Origin of the sequence: Clostridium sp. LS (genome assembly GCF_002760435.1) — a bacterium.
Lineage (GTDB): Bacteria > Bacillota > Clostridia > Clostridiales > Clostridiaceae > Clostridium.
In genome coordinates, this window is sequence record NZ_AUUU01000121.1 from 86,024 (window position 1) to 107,646 (window position 21,623).

Genomic DNA, 21,623 nt, shown 5'->3' on the forward strand with positions numbered 1-21,623 from the left:
CATTTATGAATATATTGCATATAACAACTTTTCTTCAAGGCGGTGCTGGAAAAGTAATTAAGGATATAGCTTTTCATCAAAAACACAATGGGAGCAATGTATACATACTAACAAGTAAAAGTCACGAACCGGGATATTGTAATTATGAAGAGTATTTAGATGAATTTAATGAAATGGGTATTTTTGTATTTCTAATAGACTCAACTTTTAAAAGAGACCTTTATTTAAATTTAAATGTTGTAAGCAAGTTAAAAGAAATAATAAAAAAATATAATATTGATATTATACATGCACATGCCGCGATACCAGGAATGATAGGTATTATTGCAAGGGCAGGAATAGATAATGGATATGTTCCTGTAATACAGACCATGCACGGATGGGGAACTAATAAAAGAGTTGAGCATGAGGAGGTGGATATAACAATTATGAATAGCTTGGATCAGATTATAGCTGTATCCGGAAGTGATAAAAAACTAATGATTGACAAAGGAGTAGAACCTTCAAAAATTATTACGATATACAATGGTATAGAAAAGGAAAATTCTAATGAGAAAAATGATGAGTTAATAGAAGAATTAAAACTAAAAAAGAAGCAAGGTTTTAATATAATCGGGTGCATTGGGACGATATGTAGAAGAAAAAATCAACAGATAATAATAAATGCTTTAAAAGACATAAATACTAAGCAGAAATTGTTTTGTGTATTTATAGGTGAAGGAGATATGCTTGAAGCTTTAGAGAATGAGGTTAAACAATACAAGCTAGAAGAAAAAATAAAGTTTTATGGATATAGAAATAATGCAAGTAAGTATTTGAAATATTTTGATTTCTTCATATTGCCATCACTAAGTGAGGGATTTAGCATAGGAATTTTAGAAGCATTTAGAGAAAAAGTGCCAGTAATTTGCAGTAATATTAGCACGTTTAAAGAGATTATTGAAGATGAGTTTACAGGGTATTTATTTGAAAATGATGATGTTAAGTCTTTAAGAGAAATTATTTTAAAAGTGTTAAATAAAAATTATCAGGAAAAAGATATAATAATAAAAAATGCATATAACAAGTTTTGTGAAAGATTTACAATAGATAAGATGTTCTTAAAATATGATGAAACATATCTATGTCAAAATGAAATTTTTCAAAAAAATATAGTAAAAAATATTCATTAATATAAAGTGATTAAAGCAACAAAAATATAATAAATCAAAATAATTTATAGGAATATTTTTAACTACTTTCAACAAATTTTCAGGATAATAGATTTACCTTAAAGTACATTGTGTAAAGAACTAGATTATGTTAAAACATAGCAATGAGTAAAGATTGCATTATTGGATAATTTGTAATCAAAGATAGATATATCTAATAGAGATGGTTTAACTAGTAGAATTGTGTATTAGTCAAATAACATGTGGAGAAAAATAAAGTTACAACTAAAAGTTGGATTTGATCCCAGTTAAGTTTTGAATGCACTTACCTGGGATGTTTTGTGGTAACTTATATAATTATAAAATGTGATAATTTTTATACCTACTCTAAAATATCGTAATAGTTCAAATGAGCCAACCTCAAATGACTTATAGTAGGCTTTTTAGTAAATCTTTAATCTGAACATTCATATCCTCAGAAGAAGCATTAACCAGTGCAATACCATAATATTTTACAGCCAATCCATTTTCATTAAGATTTTCATATACAAATCCCAAATTATAATTCAAGTCAAAGTTATCTCTATCAAATTTCAAACCATCTCTCAAAATATTTTCTGCAGATTTAAAATCATTTTTTAATATGCTGAGTATTCCCATAAATGAATAAATTTCTATATCATTAAAATATTTTTCAGCATAAGAATTTATTAAATTTTCTGCTTCAATTAAATTATTGCTTTCTAAATTTTCATTGATTTGGTTTTTCATCAATATTTTATTTTCCAACGAAGTATTTTCAGAATTATTATTTATCTTATCTAACAAGTAATTAATAAAAAATTTCATTTGAGGATATATTTCAATAATTTTCTTTAAATATTTTATATATAGTTTTAAGTTATTTTCTTTATATTTAAAAGCTTTGTTTAAGAAAATAATTAAAATTTCTTCTTTATCCTTCAAATCTCCTAACAACTCGTTATTTAATACATATTCATTATAAACAATACTGACATACTTTAAAGAAAATTTAATGTACAAATTATAAATTTCTTCTAATTCGGTTTTATTAAGCTTATTTGATATTATTAAATGATGAAGAATTTGTTTATTTAACCTTATTGAAAGAAATTTATTGTTATTTTTAAATTTAGCAACATAATCATATAAAGTTATATCTAGATTTTCATATTTAGAATTTATATTATTTAAAAAATGATTTATTTCTCGAAATGATACATTAGATAAAATTAATGATAAGTCTTGCATATCAATTAAGAAATAATATATTAAATCAGAATAGTAGGGTTTATTGCCTAAATTTATTTTAGAAAATACTGCCTTGTATTTATTTAAATTAGTAGTATTAATTTTTTTATAGGATTGTCTCATTTTATTTAAAGTATTATAGGGAGTATTTCCTTCAGAAAATAAATTTTCGATATAGTCAATATCCTTTTTATCTAAATCTTTCTTTAGTTCTTCTAAGTTTCCATAAAAAATATCTAATTTATTTATTTGGTTATTAATTATCAGCATCTCTTCATATTCTTTTAAATCATCATATTGTCTTGAACCTTTTATCAATTCTATAAATTTTGAATTAATTAGTTCATCACTGTATTTTATGCTCTTTATTTTAAGTAAATATTCTTTTGCAGAATTATAATCAGTATTTTTTAATAATTCAAATAAATGATAATAAGCATCATCTAAATTATCTAAAGTATAATATGTAATGGAAAGGTCTTTTTCTTGGTGGGCAAATGAGTTATATAAATTTAAATAAGATCTAAATGAAGAAATTGCTTCAGTATCTTTCTTTAACTCTTTCTGTGCAACACCTAAGAAGTAGTAGCTATCCATTATGTCTGCATTATATTTTAACAATTCTGTTGAATAATTCTCTAATTTGCTATAATCTTTTAAATTAAAATATAAAACAGATAGGGTTTGGTATACATATATGTAGTTTAATTTATCAGTTTTACTTTGAGTTAAGTTATATGCTTTTATTATATAATTAAGCGCTTTTGAATAATTTTTTATTAGGCCATAAGATAATGCTAACTGGTATAAGAAATAAATATCATTTGGCTTTTTTTCTAGCTCCTTCTCCAGTATCTCTATATTTCTATTAGACTTATTTTTTAGGGCATCTACATCATTATTAATATAGCCATAATGTTTACAAAAAACATTTAGATTTTTAATAGGGTCTTTTAGTAAAGGCTGTTCATGAATAGCATTAACAAATTTAAAATCATTATCTTTAAGGAACAGTCTTGCTCCAACACTTATAGAAAATAAATCCTCATTATTTGAATCTTCCAATTCTTTAATGTTTATTGTTGCTGATTTATATTTTTTATATGTATTATTGACGAAAAAATTTATAAGTTCAGTACAATCTTCAAGCACTTGATCTCCGTCAATAAAGAAGAACCATTCACCTTTGCAGTAATCTAAAATTATATTTCTAATTTCTGAAAAATCATTATTCCATTTATGTGAATACACTCTGCTTGTATATTTCTTTGCTATATTTATAGTATTATCAGTAGAACCAGTATCTACTATTATTAATTCTGAATCTAAATTGTCTAAAATCATCTGTAGAGATTTTAAACATCTATCCAGATACTTTTCTTCATTTTTAACCATTAATCCAATGCTTAGTAACATAAATTCAACTCCTTTAAGTTATAGTATAATATAAGCTTTATAATAAATAAAATATTAAAATTAATATTTTAAGTGTAAGTTTATAAATAATTATTATTTGGTTATTAATAATATTTGCTATAATTGAATACAAAGATTTGAAGAATTTTCAATATACTAAGATATCTAAAGAAAAGAAATAAAATTTCGACAATAATAAAGAAATAGACTTATTTGAGGTGAATTATGAATAAAACGTTTAAAATAAATAATGTAAAAATTGGGGAAGATGAAAGAACTTTTATAATAGCTGAAATGTCAGCTAATCATCTTCAAGACTATGATAGGGCTGTAGAAATTATTAAAAAGGCTGCATGGGCAGGTGCTGATGCAATTAAGCTCCAAACCTATACTCCAGATACTATAACTCTTGATTGTGATAATGAATATTTTCAAATAAAGCAAGGAACTATTTGGGATGGCACTACTTTGCATAAGCTCTATCAAACTGCTTACACTCCATGGGAATGGCAATCAAAGCTAAAAGAAGTTGCAGAGAATGAAGGATTAATATTTTTCTCATCACCATTCGATTTTACAGCAGTTGATTTTTTGGAAGAAATGGATGTACCAGCTTATAAGATTGCATCTTTTGAAATTAACGATATTCCATTTATTGAATACATAGCTGCCAAGAAAAAACCAGTAATAATATCAACAGGTATTTCTAGATTGAGTGATATTCAAGATGCTTTAGATGCCTGCAAGAGAATGGGAAATGAAAATGTTGCACTGCTAAAATGTACATCCTCATATCCTGCCCCTATAGAAGAAATAAATTTAAAAACTATTCCTAACATGAAAGAAACTTTTGATTGTATAGTTGGTCTATCTGATCACACTATGGGTAATGCTGTTTCAGTTGGAGGAGTGGCAATTGGAGCTAAGATAGTTGAAAAGCACTTAACCCTTAGAAGAAGTGATGGAGGGGCAGATGCTAAGTTTTCCATGGAACCAGAAGAATTTAAGGAAATGGTAGATAATATAAGAATAGTTGAAAAAGCTATAGGAAAGGTTACTTATGATTTAACTCAAAAGCAATCTAATTCCAGGGAGCATTCAAGAAGTTTATTTGTAATTGAAGATATTAAAGAAGGTGAGATATTCTCAGAAAAGAATCTTAAGAGTATACGACCAGGATTTGGTTTAGAAACTAAATATATAAAAGATATACTTGGGAAAAAAGCTAAGAAAAACATTAAAAAGGGAACCCCTATGGATTGGAATTTAATAGAGTAATAGTTATTTATTAAGGAGCGGATATACACTATGTTATTAAGTATTGGGATGATGGTTAAGGATGAAGAAAAATACTTAGATAAATGCTTGAGCGCAATGAAGCCACTTTTAGATAATTTAGAAGCTGAACTTGTTATTGTAGATACTGGTTCTACTGATAAGACAGTTGAAATTGCTAAAAAATATACAAATAAGGTATATTTTCATGAATGGAACAATGATTTTGCACAAATGAGAAACATTGTTTTGAGTTATTGTATAGGAGAATGGTTTTTATTTATTGATGCTGATGAGATTATTGAAAATTGCATAAATCTAATAGAATTTTTTAACTCTAGAAAATATATGGAATTTAATTCAGCAACGATAAATATTAAAAGTATAACTACTGGAAATAATTATGTTATATTTTCGCCAGCTAGATTATTTAAAAAAGATAGAGATTTTAAATTTTCAGGGGCAATACATGAGCAGCCGTTAACTAGAGCGCCAATAGAATATCTTAATGTTACTTGTATTCATTATGGATATATGACTAATGATAAAGAATTAGCGGAAAAAAAGTTTAATAGAAATATAACTCTTTTAAAGGAAACACTTTCAAAAGATCCGGATAATATCTACTACTTATATCAAGCAGCTACAAGCTATAGTGTGCATGCAAATCATAATGAAGCAATTAATTATATGAAGAAAGCATATGATCTAGCACAAAAACGACCTAACAAGACTGAATACATATATGTCTATCAGTCCATATGTATAGAATATTATAATATTGGCGATTACATTAGTTTGGAAAAACATGCACTTGAATCATTAAAAGTAAAAAATGATTTTATTGACTTCTATTTTCTTTTGGGTTTGGCACAAGCGAACTTAGGAAAAAATAATGAGGCAATTAATGCGTTAAATAAATACCTTGAATTATATTACAATTTCGATAATTTAGAAAAGAATGTTATGTTCAGTTACTATTCTCTAAATTTCATTAATGAAGTTTATTATAATTTAATTGATTTATACATCAAGGAACAAAATTATATAAATGCCATCTCTGTTTTAATAAGGGCAGATGAAAATAAAGGCAGTCTGCAAGTTCTGCACAAAAATTTAATTGATGGTATCGTTAATTCAAATAATCATAAATTATTGCTTGATTACGAGAATGAATTAATAAAAAGCAATAGGGAAAAGCAGCTTAATGAATTTTATATTATATTGGAAAATTATAAGCTAAGTGCTAGTGACGATAATATTACCTTGATGGAAGAGGCTTTTAGTAATGGTGTATCAGTTTATAGTACATTAAATAAATTAAGAATGGAGTTTAGGAAAAATAATTCAATTGACTTAAGCAATTATAAAGAGTTCATATCTCATATTGATTTAAGTAAAGAAAATAATTACTATGGAGACTTTATCTATATTCTTTTAGCAATAAGATATGATATGGCAAAAGTATTATCAAATTGCAACTTTAACAAAATAAGCAGTTACTTTCAATATATTTCCGAAAAATATGAAAATACTAGTGAAATTATTTATGAATATATAACAAATACTGCAATAAAAGATAAGTTTATATATATAAGATTTTATAAAGAACTTCTTCATTACTTAATTATTTTAGAAGGCTTAGATAAAGAAAAAATGGAAAAGATATATAATTTATATATAGAATATGGATTTAAATATTTACACCTTGTATACACTGATTTTATTATTAATATGGCATGTATTAATGATGTAAAAAATGAGGAGGAAGGTTTTTTACTACTTTTAAATAAAGCATTTAGGTATAAGGATAATAATATTCGCTTATATATAAAAGCTTTAAAAGAAGCACTGGAAATTTTAAATCCTATGAAGAACTTAATAGAATTTTTGTTAAATCAAATAGAGTAATACTATAAATACAAACAATAATTCATAGGAGGACTAAAGGGTGAATATTGCAATAATTGGTGGTTCAATAACTGAAGGTGCAGGAGCTAGTGAATATAAAAATTCATATGTTTATAGATTAGAAGAATACTTAAGGTATAAATATAAAGAAGTTAATGTTAAAAACTTAGGGTAAGGCGGTACAGCATCAAACTTTGGATTATTTAGATTAGAAAGAGATCTGGGAGATTTTAAACCTGATGTAATCTTTATTGAATTTGCAGTAAATGATAGGATATATAATTCAGCAGATTCTAGCATATATTTCGAGGGTTTGCTAAGGGAATGTGCTAAGTTTGCTGAAAGAATAGTTATTATTGATTTGCCAACAGGAATGTGCGATAGCTGTACAAATATACATAAAAAATTTGCTTACTTTTATAATATTCCGCTAATTGATGTTTAAGATGACGTATGGAAAAAAATTGGACTAAGGGAACTAACTTGGTCAAAAATATCAGTTGATAATCTTCATCCTAATGATAGAGGACATGAGCTGTATTTTGAAATCATAAAAGATAACTTGGAGAATATTGATTTAAATAATATAAAAATAAAAATGGATTACAGAGTTTTAAGTAAGTACAAGTTTAGGAGCCCAAGTTTAGTTGCTTATGATAGTACACAAATTGAGTATTATGGTGACTGGCATGAAGATAATTTCAATTTGAATAATAAGTTTAATTCGGGTGCTTTAACTACTTCGGTTGGAAATGGAGTTATCTTTAAGTTTAAGGGTAAGCATTTAAGTATGATGAACTTATTAAATGATGAGTCTGGAATCCTAGAATGTAAGCTTGATGATTATACCTTTAATATTGACTTATATATGAATTCGAAATGTTACTTTAGTACTACAATTAATTCGTATAATTTAGACAACGGAGATCATACTTTGACTATGATAGTAAGTAATAAGAAAAATGAAAATAGTTTAGGTAATAAGGTTGTAATTGGCGGATTTTTAATAGATCCAGGAAATTAAGGCTTTTCAGGAGTAACCTTAGGTTAATAAAGATTATTCTTTACGGAGGTATGTATATGAAGATTTTTATAAGGGCAGATGGTGGAAAGTCTATTGGTCTTGGTCATATAATGCGGATGATAGTTTTAGGAAAAGAACTAAGAAAAAATAATGAGGTAATATTTATATGCAGAAATAGCTTAGATGAAAAATATAGTGCAGGAATAAAGATATTAAAAGAAAATAAATTTCAAGTTATGGAAGTAAGGGAGAAGAATTATATTGAGGATATTATAAATATACAAAAAGAGCATAAGGCTGATGTGATTATTACAGATAGTTACAATGTTGATGAGGAGTACTTTAAATTATTAAGAAGGCACTTCATGTTAACTGGATATGTTGATGATGTTAATACAACCAATATGAATGTTGATTTTTTAATAAATCAAAATATAAATGCATCACTTGTGGATTATGGGAAAACTACAAGTAGTCGTACAAAGTTATTCCTAGGAACTAAATATTGCATGATTAGAGAGGAATTTAGAAGAAATTCTAATGAAAAAATAATAAAAGAGGAAGTTAAAGATATTCTTATAACCTTAGGTGGAATGGATAATGATTATAATACAAAAAAAGTTCTGGAGCTTATTAAGGATTGTAATAAGAATATTCATGTGGTACTAGGAAGTGCTTTTGATAAAGCATTGGTTAAGGAGATTTATGATTTATCAAAAAAATATTGCTGTATTTTTCCTTATGAGAATGCAAATATGTCTGAACTTATGAAGAAATGTGATATTGCTATTTCTGCATGTGGGTCAACAATATATGAGCTGTGTGCTATGAAAGTACCAAGTATAGGCGTGATTATTGCAGATAATCAAGAAGAAGTTGCTCATATAATGAAAGAAAAGGAGCTCGTTTTAGATGTATTTAGCATTAAAAACATAAACGCCGAGGAATTAGTTAATTCTCTTAATAAATTAATTGACAATAAGCTTATTAGGAAACGAATTATAAATAATCAAAAAAATATTGTAAATGTTAATGGAGCAAGGGATTTGGCAAAAGGAATTGAAAAACTGGCAAACATGAAAATTACTATATAAAAGAATAATCTTAGTGAGGAGATAATAGAATATTATGTTTCAATTGGAAAAAAGTAAATGTGGAGCTATTACACTAACATATAAGAATAAATATATACATAGCAAGTATGATCCAAGTAAGGAAGGAGAGCAATTTGCAAAAGGAAATATTGAATTAATAAATAAACAAATTAGTGTATTATACGGATTGGGACTTGGATATCATATATATGAAATAGGAAAAATAATTAGTGAGAACTCTGTTTTATATGTTTTTGAATACAATGAAGAGCTAATAAATTATTGCAAAGAAATAAATCCACAGATTTTTCATTATGAAAATATAAAAATAATTGAAGGTAGTAATAAGGACTTTTATTCACTATTATCAAAGTGCTTAAATAAAGTTGAGGATATAATGATACATAGAGCCTCCTTAGAAACTATTGAAGAGTCGAATGCTAATTTGTTTAATTTAATTAATGATTTTAATCGAACGAAACAACTTTCAAGAATTGATGATACTTATAAGATTTTAGGAGAAGAAAATGAAAAAGAAAATTTTTTGAAAAACTATCCACATATAAGTGAGCTCTTAAAAGAATTAAAATTATGTGAAAAACCATTTTTGATTGTATCTGCCGGTCCGTCTTTAGATTTTGATTTAGATCTTTTAGAGGAACATCAAAACAAATTTATTATAATATGTGTTGGAAGCTCCTTAAGAGCTCTTATGAATAAGAATATAAGGCCAAATGTAATAGTGATAATTGACTCGAAAGAGATTGTTCAAAAGCAATTTGAGGGATATGAAAATGAAAATATACCATTATGTTTTCCAGCTTCAGCTTCTAAATGGGCTATAAATTTTTATAATGGACCTAAATATATCTTTGAAAAAGAAAAAGGTAATTCATATATTGAAGTTGTAGGTACTGTTGCAGTTTCTGCTATAGATATAGCAATAAAAAGTGATGCAAACACTGTTGTGTTATTAGGACAAGATTTAGCTTATCTAAAAGATAGATCTCACACAAAAGTTTATGAAGAGGTATATGGATTTAAAGACAGTGAGAAGTTGGGAAATAAAATTAAAACTGTACTTGGAGTTAACGGAGAAATTCTGGAAACCTCGCCGGGGTATTTGACTTTTAAACATAAAATTGAACAATTAATAAGCAGAAATAATCATATTGAATTTATAAATTGCAGTAGAGGAGCTATGATAGAAGGAACATTGTCCTTAGGATTTAAGGATTATTTCATGAATTTTAACTGTTAAATTAAAAAGTAATTAACCTATTTTCAAATTTTATATTAAGTTATTATACTTTTTATCGAAAAATATATAGATTTTAAATTTTATAAAAAACGAGGTGTGATTTTATGGATATAGGGTCATTATCAATGGGATTAAGCCAAGCTTCTGTTGCTAATTCAGTTCAAATATCAGTTATGAAAATGGCAATGAATAATAGTGAAGATGTAGATGTTGAAATGGAACAAATGATGAATAATATGGCTACAGATGAGAACTTAGGAAGAAATATAGATGTAACAGTTTAAATATAATTAGTAGGAGGTGAAAATAAATGAGATTAAATCATAATATGATTTCAATGAGAATATATCAAACTTATAAAAATACCCTTTCAGAGGCATCCCAAGCACTTAATAATATAAGTACTGGTAAAAAAGTAGGTTCTGCGAAGGATAATCCGAATAAAATAGCAGAGGTAGAAAATTTAGATTTACAAATTAAAGCAAGTGATGCGGCATCTCAAAACATTCAAGACACTAATTCTATGCTTCAAACTTATGATGGAGCTCTTCAAGAAGTTAATAATAACCTTTCAAGATTAAAACAATTAACTGTGCAGGCAGCTACTGGAACATATGATAGTGGAGAGTTAGCAGTAATACAAAAGGAAGTAGATGGGGTGAAGAAAACTATAAAGGATTTGTGCGAAAATACATCATTTAATGGAAAGAAGTTATCATCATCAACGCCTACACCACCAGGGGATATAAGTAATCCAGATAAATCTTTAGCGGCTATTGGAATATTGCCAAATGAAAAAACTTATATACCTTTTTACAATTTAGAAAGTGCCATGAATATAAACGGTATTGATGTAACTGTTAATTCACAGGCTGCAATTCAATCAGTTGATGATGCTACAGTAAATATAGCAAAGATAAGGAGTAGATACGGAGCTATTCAATCAAGATTAGAGGATACTTATGCAACTTCTAATGAAATTAGTGAAGTATATTCAAGAGCACAAAGCAATGTAGAAGACGCCGATATTGCTGAAGAAATGTTAACTTATTCAAAGACTCAAATATTATATAAAACATCAATAGGGTTAATGGCACAAAGCAATAAGCTGCCACAAAATTCGTTAAATGTATTAGCAAACGTTAGATAATGAATTATTCCATTTATGATCATAATATAACACATTTTACAAAATTAAAAGAATATAAGAATGAATATTGTGGAAAAAGTCCTAATATTTGTTCTTTTTTTGTGCAAATAAGTAATTTTTATTGAAAAACCAAGAAATAAATGGTAATATAGAATATAAGCGAGTAATTATAAATGAAACTGGCACACTTATTGAAAAATAAGGTCGCAAAGCCGTGAGTCTAAGGGAAGTAAATTTCTATGATTGTCAGGTTACCAAAATGTAATTATATATAAGTGCGTATATTAATATATTTTGGTGTCTATAATTATAGGCACTATTTTCTTTTTTATGTAAATTACTGTAAAACAAAAGTATATAGGAGTTTTTATTAGATTTATATTGAAATTAGATTGTTATATTATTGTACTAGTAATTATACAGCATAAATTTTAGAAATCCTGTAAGGAAAAGTGAGAGTCCAAATTTCATATTTGGTTTCTCGAACTTTCTCTATGAGCTTCAACCTCAATTGCCAATTGTAAATTGTACATTGTAAATTGCAACACATAATATTGCTAATATTTTTAAATTTCATTCGAATTATAGAAAAAATTTAAAAATGTTATGGCTAAATTTTATTAATTATTTTATAATTAAAATATAAATGTTTATTAAAATCATAAATCTTTTATAATATGGCATTTTAAGTAAAAAAACGATGTATTTTACAAAAAAATATTAAAATTGTAAAATAAGTATCAATAGAGAGAATTTAGTATTTAAACAAAATTTTATAAAGAAATATGGGGGAATGCAATTATGGGGATTCAATCTATTAGTAATGACTCTACTTATGACTTAATTAAAGAGGGAATTAAGGCATCTAATGTTAGGGCTAAAACAATTGCAAATAATATGGCAAATATAAATACAAAGGACTACAAGAGATTTAACGTGGTTTTTGAAGAGAATCTAAAGAATGAAAGCTCTTCAGAGTTTCAATTAAAAAGGACTAATTCTGCGCATTTTGCCAGCAGTAATTCTCAAGATGAAGATGATTATATATCAATACAGCAAGATAAAAGTACAAGCATGAGAAATGATGGGAATAATGTTGACTTAGACATAGAAAAAGTTAATCAAGCTGCAAATACCCTAAAGTATAATGCTTTGATAACTGATTTAAATAACAAATATAATAATTTAAAAACTGTAATTAGATAAAAGAATAAATTGATCATTAAGTAATAAATAAGGCTATAAATTAATTGTTTTAGAAAATAAGAGTAAGGGGGATTTGTGAATGAACGCATTTAGTTCTATGCAAATTAGTGCAACAGGGCTTTCAGCAGAGAGATTAAGAATGGATACCATAACTTCCAATATGGCAAATGCAAGTACAACTAGGAGTGCTGATGGAAGTGGTCCATACGTTAGAAAGGTAGCTGTATTTCAAGAAGCTCTTGATGCAAAAAAAGAGATGGCTGGAGTTAAAGCTGTGAAAATTGAAAAGGATCCATCTCCTTTAAGGAAGGTATATGATCCAACTCATCCCGATGCAGATAAGAATGGATATGTTACTATGCCAAATGTAAATGTATTAAATGAGATGGCTGATATGATGGTAGCAACAAGGTCTTATGAGGCGAATGTTGATACGTTCAACGCTTTGAAAAGTATGTTTTCAAAAGCTTTAGAAATTGGAAGATAGGGGTAAATAATTATGAGAATAGAAGATAAGTTTGCACAAAGTGAGGTTCTGTTTAATAGTAAATTTCAAAATATAGGTAGCAGCAAAGATAACAATGAACAGACTGAAGCGGTTAGTTTCGGAGATGTATTAAAAAAGGCTATAGATGACACTAATGGAAAGATGACAAGCGCTGATGTAACAGCAACAAAATTTATTAAGGGTGAAGATGTAAATATTGATGAAGTAATGATTAAGAATCAAGAGGCTAGTTTAAGTTTACAATTTTTAACTCAAACTCGAGATAAATTACTGGAAGGATATAATCAATTATCAAGGTTGCAATTGTAGTAAGGTGAGGAGAGCTAAATAATGAGAAAACTTTTAGAGAAAGTTAAGGGGCTTCTGGAAAAGTTTAATTCCCAGAGTAAAAGAATAAAGTTTGCTGTTATAGCAGCAAGTTTAGCAGTTATTATAGCAATTATAAGTGGAATTTATTATTCGACTTCAAACAAATACCAAATACTATTCTCTGACCTTGATGCAACAGATGCGCAAACCGTGATAAATACTTTAAATGATAAAAAAATTGCTACTAAAATTGATAGCAGCAATAATACTATCATGGTTCCAAAAGATCAAGTTGACGAACTACGTTTAGAGTTAGCACCAACATTAACATCAGGCAGTAAGGGTTATGAACTGATGGATAGTGGTAGTTCTTTTGGGATGACTGATGAAGAATTTAAAATTAAAAAAGTTAGAATGCAACAAGGTGAGTTAGAGAAAACTATTAAAAAAATCCCGCAAGTAGATGATGTAAGAGTACATATTACTGAAGCTCAAGATTCTGTTTTTGTAAAAGATAAGAATCCAGGAAAAGCAGCAGTTTATTTAAAATTAAAAAAAGGGACAACTATTACAGAAGATCAAGTTAAATCAATAGTAGCGCTTGTATCAGGAGCTACTGAAAATATTCCAAGAGAAAACATAGATGTTATTGATGATAAAATGAATTTGCTTACTAAAGATATTAATTCAGAACAGTCGGGACAAGTAAGCTCTGAAGAAATATCAAAGCAACAGGATGCGGAAAAAGCTTATGAAGATAAGCTTAATAAAGCAATTGAAGGAACATTAGAACCAATTGTGGGGAAAGGCAAAGTTAAAGCAACTGTTAATGCAAATTTAGATTTTGACTCAAAGCAAAAGACACAAACTGTAGTGGATCCAAATAAAGTTATTGTGAGTCAAGAAAATTCAAAACAATCGGATAACTCAACAGCAGGGGCAACTAGCCAAAGTCCTGTTGATAATAATATGAGTAATACAACACCAGCAACCAATAACAATAATAATTCAACTTCTGCTAAGGAAGATCAGAAAACTAATTATGAAGTTGGTAAAACTGAATCTAAGGTTATAAGTGCACCAGGAGAAGTAAAAAGACTTACAGCAACAGTTATGATCGATGGAAATTTAGATGCTGCAACACAGCAGACCCTTGAAGATGCAATAGGAAATGCAATAGGACTTGATAAACTAAGAGGAGATCAAGTTTCTGTAGTTGGAATGGCATTTGATACATCCCTTCAAGATCAAGCTAAGGCAGAATTAGATGCAATGAATGCTCAAGCAGCAACAGACAGTAAGAATAAAATGATGATTATTGCTGGAGTTTTAGGTGCAGTACTGTTAGGATTAATTATTTTCTTAATTGCTAGAAGAAGAAGGAAGAAGAAAGTAGAAAATGAACAATTAATTAATACATTGATAGATGACAGCATAATACCTAAGGAACCAGATCACTTTGATCCAATAGAATTTGAGGTTAAAACTCAAAAGTCTCATTTAGAAGATGAGATTAAGAAATACGCAACAGAAAAACCAGAGCAAGTTGTAGAAATAATTAAGTCATGGTTGACTGAAAATGAGAGGTGATAGCTATGGCAAAAGAACAAACTCAGTTAACAGGAGTGCATAAAGCAGCAATTTTATTTATAACACTTGGTCCAGAAGCTTCATCTGGAATACTAAAGAAATTGCCAGAAGCTGATATTCAAAAGATTACTTATGAAATAGCTAATATTACTTCTGTTACTCCAGAACAAAGAGAAGAAATATTAAATGAATTTTTACAAATAAATAAAGCCAGAGACTATATTATCGAAGGTGGTATGGATTACGCTAAGACATTATTATCAAAGGCATTAGGAAGTCAAAGAGCTAGTGAAATATTGGAGAAGGTATCAGAAGCTACTGCTCAATACAGACCTTTTTCAATTGCAAGAAAGGCAGATTCTCATCAATTATTAAACGTAATTATATCAGAACAGCCACAAACTATAGCTTTAATACTATGTTACCTTCAACCAGATAAAGCTGCACAGGTTATGGCAGAACTGCCAGAAGAGACGCAAAGTGAAGTTGCTTATAGAATAGCAACAATGAACAATACGTCTCCTATGGTAATCAAGGAAATCGAATCTGTTCTTGAAAGTAAACTGTCTTCAGTTGTAAGAACTGAAATGACAAGCCTAGGTGGAGTAGAAACATTAGTTAATATCTTGAATGCAGTTGATAGAACAACTGAGAAGAATATTACTGAGGGCTTAGAAAGAGAAGATGCTGAACTTGCTGATAAAGTTAAGAGTTCAATGTTTGTATTTGAAGATATTGTTTCTCTTGATGATGTATCTATTCAAAGAATTCTTAGAGAAGTTGAAGTTTCTGATCTTGCACTTGCTCTTAAGGGATGTTCTGATGAAGTTGCTAATAGTATTTACAGAAATCAATCAAAGAGAGCTGCTGCTTCATTGAAGGAAGATATGGAATTCTTAGGTCCAGTAAGACTTATGGATGTTGAAAAGGCACAGCAAAAGATTGTTTCAGTTATTAGAAGGTTAGATGATGCTAACGAAATCATCATTTCAAGAGGTGGAGAAGATGCAATCATCGTATAACTACAGTTTAATAAAAAAAGGATTGTCAAAACAAGGCGAGAGTAAGGTTATATCAACAGAATATGTAAGCACTAAGCCATCAGCTGGTGAAATTGAAGAGGGAGCTGATGAAGATAATGTTATAAAAGCCCCTCAAATAGATCCGGAAGAACTATTAAAACGCTATGAAGATATTGGTCATAGAATAATTCAAGATGCAAAAAAAGAAAGTCAGGTTATCGTTTTAAGAGCTCAAATGGATGCTAATGTTTCTGAAAAAGAAGCCTATGAAAAAGGTTATGCACAAGGCCTTGAAAACGGATATGATGATGGATATAAGAAGGCATATGATGAGACGATTGAAGCTGCAAGAGCAGAAGCAGCGGAAATTGTAAATAAAGCAGAGCAGCTTTTAAAGTCAGCTCATGAGAATTATGAAAAATATTTAGAAGACAAAAAAATAGAAGTAATAAAATTAGCATTAGAAATAGCTAAAAGTATTACAAAAAAAGAATTAAGCAAGGAAGAATCTCTAAATTCGATTGTTGAAGAAGCTTTTAAAATTTCAAAAGGAGAAGACAATGTTATTTTAAAAGTAAATTCAATCCATGCTGAAGAATTAAAGTCTCGAGTTGAAAAATGGAGAGTAGCTTATAGCATAAAAAATGAAATATTTGTCCTTGAAGATAACTTTATGGAACCAGGAAATGCAATTCTAGAAAAGCCTAGCGGTATAGTTAAAGTAGGTGTAGAAATTGGCATGGAACAAATACGGAAAGCGATACTTGGATAAGTAATTGAAGGGTAAAGGAGTAATTCTGTATGTTAGAATTAGACTTGGATTTTAATAAGCTAGTTAAAAAAGTCAATAATATATCTACTATATATAGTGAAGGTGTTGTAAAAAAGGTAATAGGATTAACTATTGAAGTGCAAGGTATCAAGGCATTTGTTGGAGAGCTTTGTGTAATACACAATGAAAGAAATGTGCCTATAAATTGTGAAGTTGTTGGATTTAGAGATGAATTTGTAATCCTAATGCCACTAGATGAGCTTATAGGAATTTCGCCAGGATGCAGAGTTGTACCTCAACATAAACCATTAAGTGTCAAATGTTCAGATAAGTTGCTTGGACATATAATTGATGGACTAGGAAAGCCTTTAGATTGTGAAAGCATATCACTAGAAGGGGAAGAATATCCTTTAGAAAATGAAGCTCCAGATCCATTAAAGAGAAAACGAATTAAAGATATAATGCCAACTGGCGTACGGGCAATTGATGGTTTTCTTACTTGTGGTGATGGTCAAAGAATTGGTATTTTTGCAGGTAGTGGAGTTGGTAAGAGTACAACACTTGGAATGATAGCAAGAGAGGCTAAAGCAGATGTAAATGTTATTGCGCTAGTAGGGGAAAGAGGAAGGGAGGTCCTTGAATTTATTGAAAAAGATTTAGGACCAGAAGGTATGAAAAAGTCAGTTGTAGTTTGTGCTACGTCAGATAAGCCAGCCTTAATAAGGATTAAAGGGGCATTAACTGCAACAGCAATAGCTGAATATTTTAGAGATAAAGGAAAAAAAGTAATTCTTATGATGGATTCTGTTACGAGATTTGCCATGGCACAAAGAGAGGTTGGACTTGCTATTGGTGAACCTCCTGCAACTAAAGGGTATACACCTTCAGTTTTTGCAAAGCTTCCTAAACTCATGGAGAGATCAGGAACATCAACTGAAGGTTCAATAACAGCATTTTATACAGTGCTTGTTGATGGAGATGATTTTAATGAACCAATTGCTGATGCAGTTAGAGGTATATTAGATGGTCATATTGTTCTATCTAGAGACTTGGCTCATAAAAACCATTATCCGGCTATTGATATTTTAAATAGTGTCAGCAGACTTATGAGTCAAATAGCATCTAAAGAACATAAAGAAGCTGCATCTTTAGCAAGAGATCTTTTAGCAACTTATAAAGATTCCGAGGATTTAATAAATATAGGCGCTTATGTTAAAGGAAGCAATAAAAAAATTGATATGGCAATTAGTTATAATGATGCATTAAATAATTACTTATGTCAGGGAATAGAGGAAAAATCAAACTTTGAAGAAGCTGAAGATGCTTTAATGTCAATGTTTAAATAGAGAATATTATTTAATAAATTAAGATATTTAGTGATAATCTTATCTATAACTGTATAAAGGGGAGGTTTGGTTTTGGCTGAAAGATTTAAGTTTGGTTTGGAAAAGCTTCTTGAAATTAGAATAGCAAAAGAAGAAGAAAGTAAAAGGCTATTTACTGAAAGTCAAAGGGAAAAAAAGAAGCTGGAAGAAAAACTAGAGGAACTTAATGATAATTACCATAAATATAAGGGTATATCACCAGATGAAGATATAATATATCAAAAGCTAAAAAGATATTATATTCAGGGAATTCAAAGTGGTATAAAATCAACAGAAAAAGATTTAAACATTAAAAATCAAGAAGTTGATAAACGAAGAAGAGATTTAACAGTAAAACAGATGGAAAGAAAAACTGTTCAAACCTTGAGAGAAAAAAAATATGCGGCATATGTTAAAGAGCAAGATAGAATTGAGCAGATAAATCTAGATGAATTAGCTCTTTATGCATATGTTAGAAATCAGAGTATTTAACGAGCTTGAAAGGGGGTGAGAATAATGGTTACAGCAACAAAAACATCAAATGATTTAGTTGATCTTTCATATAAATCAGCAAAGACGGATTTTACAAATAAAAGTGTTTCAGATTTATATAAGAAAGCAGATACAAATAGAACTACTTCTAAAAATGAAGATTTTAAAGAAGTTTTAAATTCAAAGACTAGTTCTAAAAATGAAGATACTGAGAAAGTAAGTGACGTTAATAATAATCAACCTACAAGCGAAGAGACTGATGCTCAAAAACTTGATGAGTTAAAAGACAAACTTGAAAAAATGGAGAAGGATAGCGAATCAGGTAAAACTGTTTCAAAAGATGATCTTAAAGAAATTTTATCAGAGTTATATAATTTACTTGTTAAGCTGGGGAACAAAGACTCTAACTTGAAGACTGATGTTAAATTAAATTCTGAGTCTTTAGAGATGATGCTTAAGGGAATTACTGATCAAAAATCTTCTATCAGTGATTTAAATAGCATTTTGGAAAATATGTCTGAACTTTTAAAAAATGATTCCGTAAAGAATAGTTTAGATAATGATTCATTAAAGCTAATGGAAAAACTTTTGAATAATTTAAGTTCTAATCTTGCTGATGATAATTCTGAATCCACTAAAGGCATAAAAAACAATCTAAAAAATTTAATGTCTGAAATATCCAATATTTTAGGTAATAAACAGAATGAAAATGGAGGAGTTTTTGAACTTAAAGATATGCTAAATCAAAGTTATTCACAAAGTGATAATGAAAGTTCAACTGAAAGCAATGATACTGAGGCTTCAAAAGATAATAAAGTAGTATCAAAAGAAGATAAATTTTTAAATTCTTTACTTGATGATAAAAAAGATGATTCATTAAATAAAATTAATTTGTTTGCATCAAGAAGCTCAGCTATTCAAAATCAAGGGGTTAATACTGTAAGAGGGCTTACAATTAATAAGGCTACCTTTGTAGATGATTTAATAAAAGATGTTAAATATATGAATACTAATTCACTTAAGGAATTAACAGTAAAGGTTAATCCAGGTAATTTGGGAGAAATAACTATTAAATTAATACAAGAAGATGGTCTTATGAAGGCTAACTTAAAAGCTAATTCCAAGGAAACAACTTCTTTACTTTCACAAAATTTAACTGAGATAAAAAAACAATTAGGTGAACAAAATATTAAAATTGCAGATGTAAATATTGAGCTCTATCATGATGATACTACGCATTTTAGCGGAAAAGATTTTGCGGGAAATTTTGCTGGAGAACAAAATAAGCAAAATAATAGTTCACAAAGTAATGTATCAAATGAGCAAGTTACTTCTAGCGATTCTTTAGCGGAAAATTTAGCTAAAGACAATAGTAATATAAACATGTTTGCATAGGAGGTGGATTATATGGCTATACAAGTAACAGATGACGTAACGAAAAGCGCGACCGATAGAGGAACACCCATTAAGAAAAAGAGCGATAGTGGTGTTAGTAAAGATGGTTTTTTAAAGATTTTAGCTGCACAATTAAGTAATTTAGATCCTACTCAAAACCAAGATTCAAGTGCATATGTTGCACAAATGGCTCAATTTGCTTCTCTTGAACAAATGCAAAATTTAAATACAACTATGTCAGATTCTGCATATCAACAAATGGTTGGAAAGTTAGTTACAATAAACGAAACTACTGACGATGGAAAATCATATATTCAAGGGTATGTAACTGAAGTAATTAAAAAATCTACAGGTACTTTTGTAAAGTTGAACATTAATGGAAAAACTGAAGAAGTTGATGCTTCAAAGGTTATAGGTGTTGTTCAGTCAACAGACAGCAATACAGCAGCAAATAGTAGAGCAGCTCTTAATTCAGATTTTATGGCAGCCTCAGCATTGGCGGCAAAGAATCAAAATGTTGTTTTAGCAGAAGTAGGAGATGATGGTACTACTACTTTAATAAAGGGAAAAGCAGTAGGTGCATACATTGATACTGTAAATAGTCCAACAGTAAAGATAAAGGTTGAGCTTTTAGATGATAAAGGAAATTCAACGGGGGAAACAAAGACTTATAGCTATGGTGATATTGTAAGAGCTGGTGATTTAACATCTGATGAAATGGATGTAAAATTACCTTCAACTAGTACTTCAACTACAGATACTTCATCAAGTACAAGTTCTTCAGGGAGTACATCAAGTTCAAGTACTTCAACAAGTGGAACATCAGTAAACACTATTTCAGATACAACTGGCAGTACTTCGACAAATAGTACTACAGCTTAGATAAGAATGTAGGAATATAAATGAGTTATAGAATTATAAACGGACAAGCATATCCTGTTGGAAACATTGGACAACTTACTACTGCGCAAACTAAAACTAATAAAGAAGTAAGTAGTAAAGACAAGACAAGATTCCAAGATGTTCTAGATATTGCTAAGAATAGTGATGATGGTTTTACTGTATCAAAACATGCAGCTCTAAGACTTCGTGAAATCAATTTTACAGAAGACGATATGAAACAAATAGAAAAGGGTTTTGAAATAGCTAAAGACAAAAATTCAAAAAATACTGTTATGTTATATAAGGATATAGCATTAATCGCAAGTGTTGAAAATAAAACCTTAATAACAGCTGTTGAAAAAGAAAGAGCCAAGGATAACATATTTACGAATGTAGATAGTGTTGTAATTTTATAGCTGGACTTAGGTCAGTTAAAAGTTCAAAATTAGAAGTTAGAAGTTAAGGAACAAATCACTACGTGATTTAAAAATATTTAAAGGAATGCCTATGGCATTTCAACCATAAATTT

21 protein-coding genes and 1 riboswitch are annotated in these 21,623 nt (G+C 28.7%); of the genes, 20 read left to right on the forward strand and 1 reads right to left on the reverse strand.

What is annotated here, in order from left to right; genetic code table 11:
* The first annotated feature begins 5 nt into the window (after positions 1–5).
* The gene (locus COL3_RS22730; protein WP_008428306.1) at positions 6–1,172 is read left to right on the forward strand and encodes a glycosyltransferase family 4 protein; all 1,167 of its coding nucleotides are present in this window, start codon (positions 6–8) and stop codon (positions 1,170–1,172) included.
* Between the two features lie 408 nt (positions 1,173–1,580).
* On the opposite strand, the gene COL3_RS22735 is transcribed toward COL3_RS22730, so the two are convergent.
* Positions 1,581–3,839 (reverse strand): glycosyltransferase, encoded by a 2,259-nt coding sequence (locus COL3_RS22735; RefSeq protein WP_008428304.1) that lies wholly within the window; start codon positions 3,837–3,839, stop codon positions 1,581–1,583.
* 225 nt (positions 3,840–4,064) lie between these two features.
* On the opposite strand from COL3_RS22735, the gene pseI reads away from it, so the two are divergent.
* The 19 genes from pseI to COL3_RS22825 all read left to right on the forward strand — a co-directional run bounded on the left by pseI (position 4,065) and on the right by COL3_RS22825 (position 21,510).
* The gene (gene pseI, locus COL3_RS22740) at positions 4,065–5,117 is read left to right on the forward strand and encodes a pseudaminic acid synthase (protein WP_008428302.1); all 1,053 of its coding nucleotides are present in this window, start codon (positions 4,065–4,067) and stop codon (positions 5,115–5,117) included.
* A 30-nt stretch (positions 5,118–5,147) separates the two neighbouring features.
* Positions 5,148–7,025 (forward strand): glycosyltransferase, encoded by a 1,878-nt coding sequence (locus tag COL3_RS22745; protein ID WP_008428301.1) that lies wholly within the window; start codon positions 5,148–5,150, stop codon positions 7,023–7,025.
* A 40-nt stretch (positions 7,026–7,065) separates the two neighbouring features.
* The gene (locus COL3_RS29415) at positions 7,066–7,200 is read left to right on the forward strand and encodes an SGNH/GDSL hydrolase family protein (RefSeq protein ID WP_008428299.1); all 135 of its coding nucleotides are present in this window, start codon (positions 7,066–7,068) and stop codon (positions 7,198–7,200) included.
* Between the two features lie 387 nt (positions 7,201–7,587).
* Positions 7,588–8,049 carry a hypothetical protein gene (locus COL3_RS29420; protein WP_242982172.1) on the forward strand — a complete coding sequence of 154 codons (462 nt, stop codon included), beginning with the start codon at positions 7,588–7,590 and terminating at the stop codon, positions 8,047–8,049.
* Positions 8,050–8,105: 56 nt separating this feature from the next.
* Entirely contained in the window at positions 8,106–9,143 is a 1,038-nt protein-coding gene (pseG, locus tag COL3_RS22755; protein WP_008428295.1) for a UDP-2,4-diacetamido-2,4,6-trideoxy-beta-L-altropyranose hydrolase, read from the forward strand.
* 34 nt (positions 9,144–9,177) lie between these two features.
* Positions 9,178–10,404, forward strand: a complete 1,227-nt coding sequence (locus COL3_RS22760) for a 6-hydroxymethylpterin diphosphokinase MptE-like protein (protein WP_008428293.1) — start codon at positions 9,178–9,180, stop codon at positions 10,402–10,404.
* 104 nt (positions 10,405–10,508) lie between these two features.
* A complete protein-coding gene (locus tag COL3_RS22765; protein WP_008428291.1) occupies positions 10,509–10,688 on the forward strand; it encodes a YjfB family protein in 180 nt (59 codons plus the stop codon).
* A gap of 26 nt (positions 10,689–10,714) precedes the next feature.
* Positions 10,715–11,554, forward strand: coding sequence for a flagellin (locus COL3_RS22770; protein WP_008428290.1), 840 nt, complete (start codon positions 10,715–10,717; stop codon positions 11,552–11,554).
* 171 nt (positions 11,555–11,725) lie between these two features.
* A riboswitch (cyclic di-GMP riboswitch) is annotated at positions 11,726–11,813 on the forward strand.
* Positions 11,814–12,355: 542 nt separating this feature from the next.
* Complete coding sequence (gene flgB, locus COL3_RS22775; RefSeq protein WP_008428288.1) at positions 12,356–12,760, forward strand: flagellar basal body rod protein FlgB; 405 nt, start codon at positions 12,356–12,358, stop codon at positions 12,758–12,760.
* Between the two features lie 79 nt (positions 12,761–12,839).
* Positions 12,840–13,247 carry a flagellar basal body rod protein FlgC gene (gene flgC / locus COL3_RS22780; protein WP_008428287.1) on the forward strand — a complete coding sequence of 136 codons (408 nt, stop codon included), beginning with the start codon at positions 12,840–12,842 and terminating at the stop codon, positions 13,245–13,247.
* A 12-nt stretch (positions 13,248–13,259) separates the two neighbouring features.
* Positions 13,260–13,577 carry a flagellar hook-basal body complex protein FliE gene (gene fliE / locus COL3_RS22785; protein WP_008428285.1) on the forward strand — a complete coding sequence of 106 codons (318 nt, stop codon included), beginning with the start codon at positions 13,260–13,262 and terminating at the stop codon, positions 13,575–13,577.
* A gap of 21 nt (positions 13,578–13,598) precedes the next feature.
* A complete protein-coding gene (gene fliF / locus COL3_RS22790) occupies positions 13,599–15,167 on the forward strand; it encodes a flagellar basal-body MS-ring/collar protein FliF (RefSeq protein ID WP_008428283.1) in 1,569 nt (522 codons plus the stop codon).
* 5 nt (positions 15,168–15,172) lie between these two features.
* Positions 15,173–16,189 carry a flagellar motor switch protein FliG gene (gene fliG / locus COL3_RS22795; RefSeq protein WP_008428281.1) on the forward strand — a complete coding sequence of 339 codons (1,017 nt, stop codon included), beginning with the start codon at positions 15,173–15,175 and terminating at the stop codon, positions 16,187–16,189.
* Positions 16,173–16,961, forward strand: a complete 789-nt coding sequence (locus tag COL3_RS22800; protein WP_035284330.1) for a FliH/SctL family protein — start codon at positions 16,173–16,175, stop codon at positions 16,959–16,961. The genes fliG and COL3_RS22800 overlap by 17 nt, the downstream gene beginning before the upstream one ends.
* 29 nt (positions 16,962–16,990) lie before the next feature.
* Positions 16,991–18,307, forward strand: a complete 1,317-nt coding sequence (fliI, locus tag COL3_RS22805; RefSeq protein WP_008428277.1) for a flagellar protein export ATPase FliI — start codon at positions 16,991–16,993, stop codon at positions 18,305–18,307.
* Between the two features lie 72 nt (positions 18,308–18,379).
* On the forward strand, positions 18,380–18,817 hold the full coding sequence (gene fliJ, locus COL3_RS22810; protein WP_008428276.1) for a flagellar export protein FliJ: 438 nt from the start codon (positions 18,380–18,382) through the stop codon (positions 18,815–18,817).
* Between the two features lie 24 nt (positions 18,818–18,841).
* Positions 18,842–20,212 (forward strand): flagellar hook-length control protein FliK, encoded by a 1,371-nt coding sequence (locus COL3_RS22815; protein ID WP_008428275.1) that lies wholly within the window; start codon positions 18,842–18,844, stop codon positions 20,210–20,212.
* A gap of 12 nt (positions 20,213–20,224) precedes the next feature.
* On the forward strand, positions 20,225–21,094 hold the full coding sequence (locus COL3_RS22820) for a flagellar hook capping FlgD N-terminal domain-containing protein (RefSeq protein ID WP_008428274.1): 870 nt from the start codon (positions 20,225–20,227) through the stop codon (positions 21,092–21,094).
* 20 nt (positions 21,095–21,114) lie between these two features.
* Positions 21,115–21,510 (forward strand): TIGR02530 family flagellar biosynthesis protein, encoded by a 396-nt coding sequence (locus tag COL3_RS22825; RefSeq protein WP_008428273.1) that lies wholly within the window; start codon positions 21,115–21,117, stop codon positions 21,508–21,510.
* The last annotated feature ends 113 nt before the right edge of the window (positions 21,511–21,623 follow it).

Excerpts from the sequence above, each read along its gene's own strand:
- fliG (WP_008428281.1), top strand. The coding sequence starts at position 15,173 with ATGGCAAAAGAACAAACTCAGTTAACAGGAGTGCATAAAGCAGCAATT.
- pseI (WP_008428302.1), top strand. The coding sequence starts at position 4,065 with ATGAATAAAACGTTTAAAATAAATAATGTAAAAATTGGGGAAGATGAA.
- COL3_RS22820 (WP_008428274.1), top strand. The coding sequence starts at position 20,225 with ATGGCTATACAAGTAACAGATGACGTAACGAAAAGCGCGACCGATAGA.
- COL3_RS22765 (WP_008428291.1), top strand. The coding sequence starts at position 10,509 with ATGGATATAGGGTCATTATCAATGGGATTAAGCCAAGCTTCTGTTGCT.
- fliI (WP_008428277.1), top strand. The coding sequence starts at position 16,991 with ATGTTAGAATTAGACTTGGATTTTAATAAGCTAGTTAAAAAAGTCAAT.
- COL3_RS22825 (WP_008428273.1), top strand. The coding sequence starts at position 21,115 with ATGAGTTATAGAATTATAAACGGACAAGCATATCCTGTTGGAAACATT.
- pseG (WP_008428295.1), top strand. The coding sequence starts at position 8,106 with ATGAAGATTTTTATAAGGGCAGATGGTGGAAAGTCTATTGGTCTTGGT.
- flgC (WP_008428287.1), top strand. The coding sequence starts at position 12,840 with ATGAACGCATTTAGTTCTATGCAAATTAGTGCAACAGGGCTTTCAGCA.
- COL3_RS22735 (WP_008428304.1), bottom strand. The coding sequence starts at position 3,839 with ATGTTACTAAGCATTGGATTAATGGTTAAAAATGAAGAAAAGTATCTG.
- fliE (WP_008428285.1), top strand. The coding sequence starts at position 13,260 with ATGAGAATAGAAGATAAGTTTGCACAAAGTGAGGTTCTGTTTAATAGT.
- COL3_RS22815 (WP_008428275.1), top strand. The coding sequence starts at position 18,842 with ATGGTTACAGCAACAAAAACATCAAATGATTTAGTTGATCTTTCATAT.
- COL3_RS22770 (WP_008428290.1), top strand. The coding sequence starts at position 10,715 with ATGAGATTAAATCATAATATGATTTCAATGAGAATATATCAAACTTAT.
- fliF (WP_008428283.1), top strand. The coding sequence starts at position 13,599 with ATGAGAAAACTTTTAGAGAAAGTTAAGGGGCTTCTGGAAAAGTTTAAT.
- flgB (WP_008428288.1), top strand. The coding sequence starts at position 12,356 with ATGGGGATTCAATCTATTAGTAATGACTCTACTTATGACTTAATTAAA.
- COL3_RS22760 (WP_008428293.1), top strand. The coding sequence starts at position 9,178 with ATGTTTCAATTGGAAAAAAGTAAATGTGGAGCTATTACACTAACATAT.
- COL3_RS22800 (WP_035284330.1), top strand. The coding sequence starts at position 16,173 with ATGCAATCATCGTATAACTACAGTTTAATAAAAAAAGGATTGTCAAAA.
- COL3_RS22745 (WP_008428301.1), top strand. The coding sequence starts at position 5,148 with ATGTTATTAAGTATTGGGATGATGGTTAAGGATGAAGAAAAATACTTA.
- COL3_RS22730 (WP_008428306.1), top strand. The coding sequence starts at position 6 with ATGAATATATTGCATATAACAACTTTTCTTCAAGGCGGTGCTGGAAAA.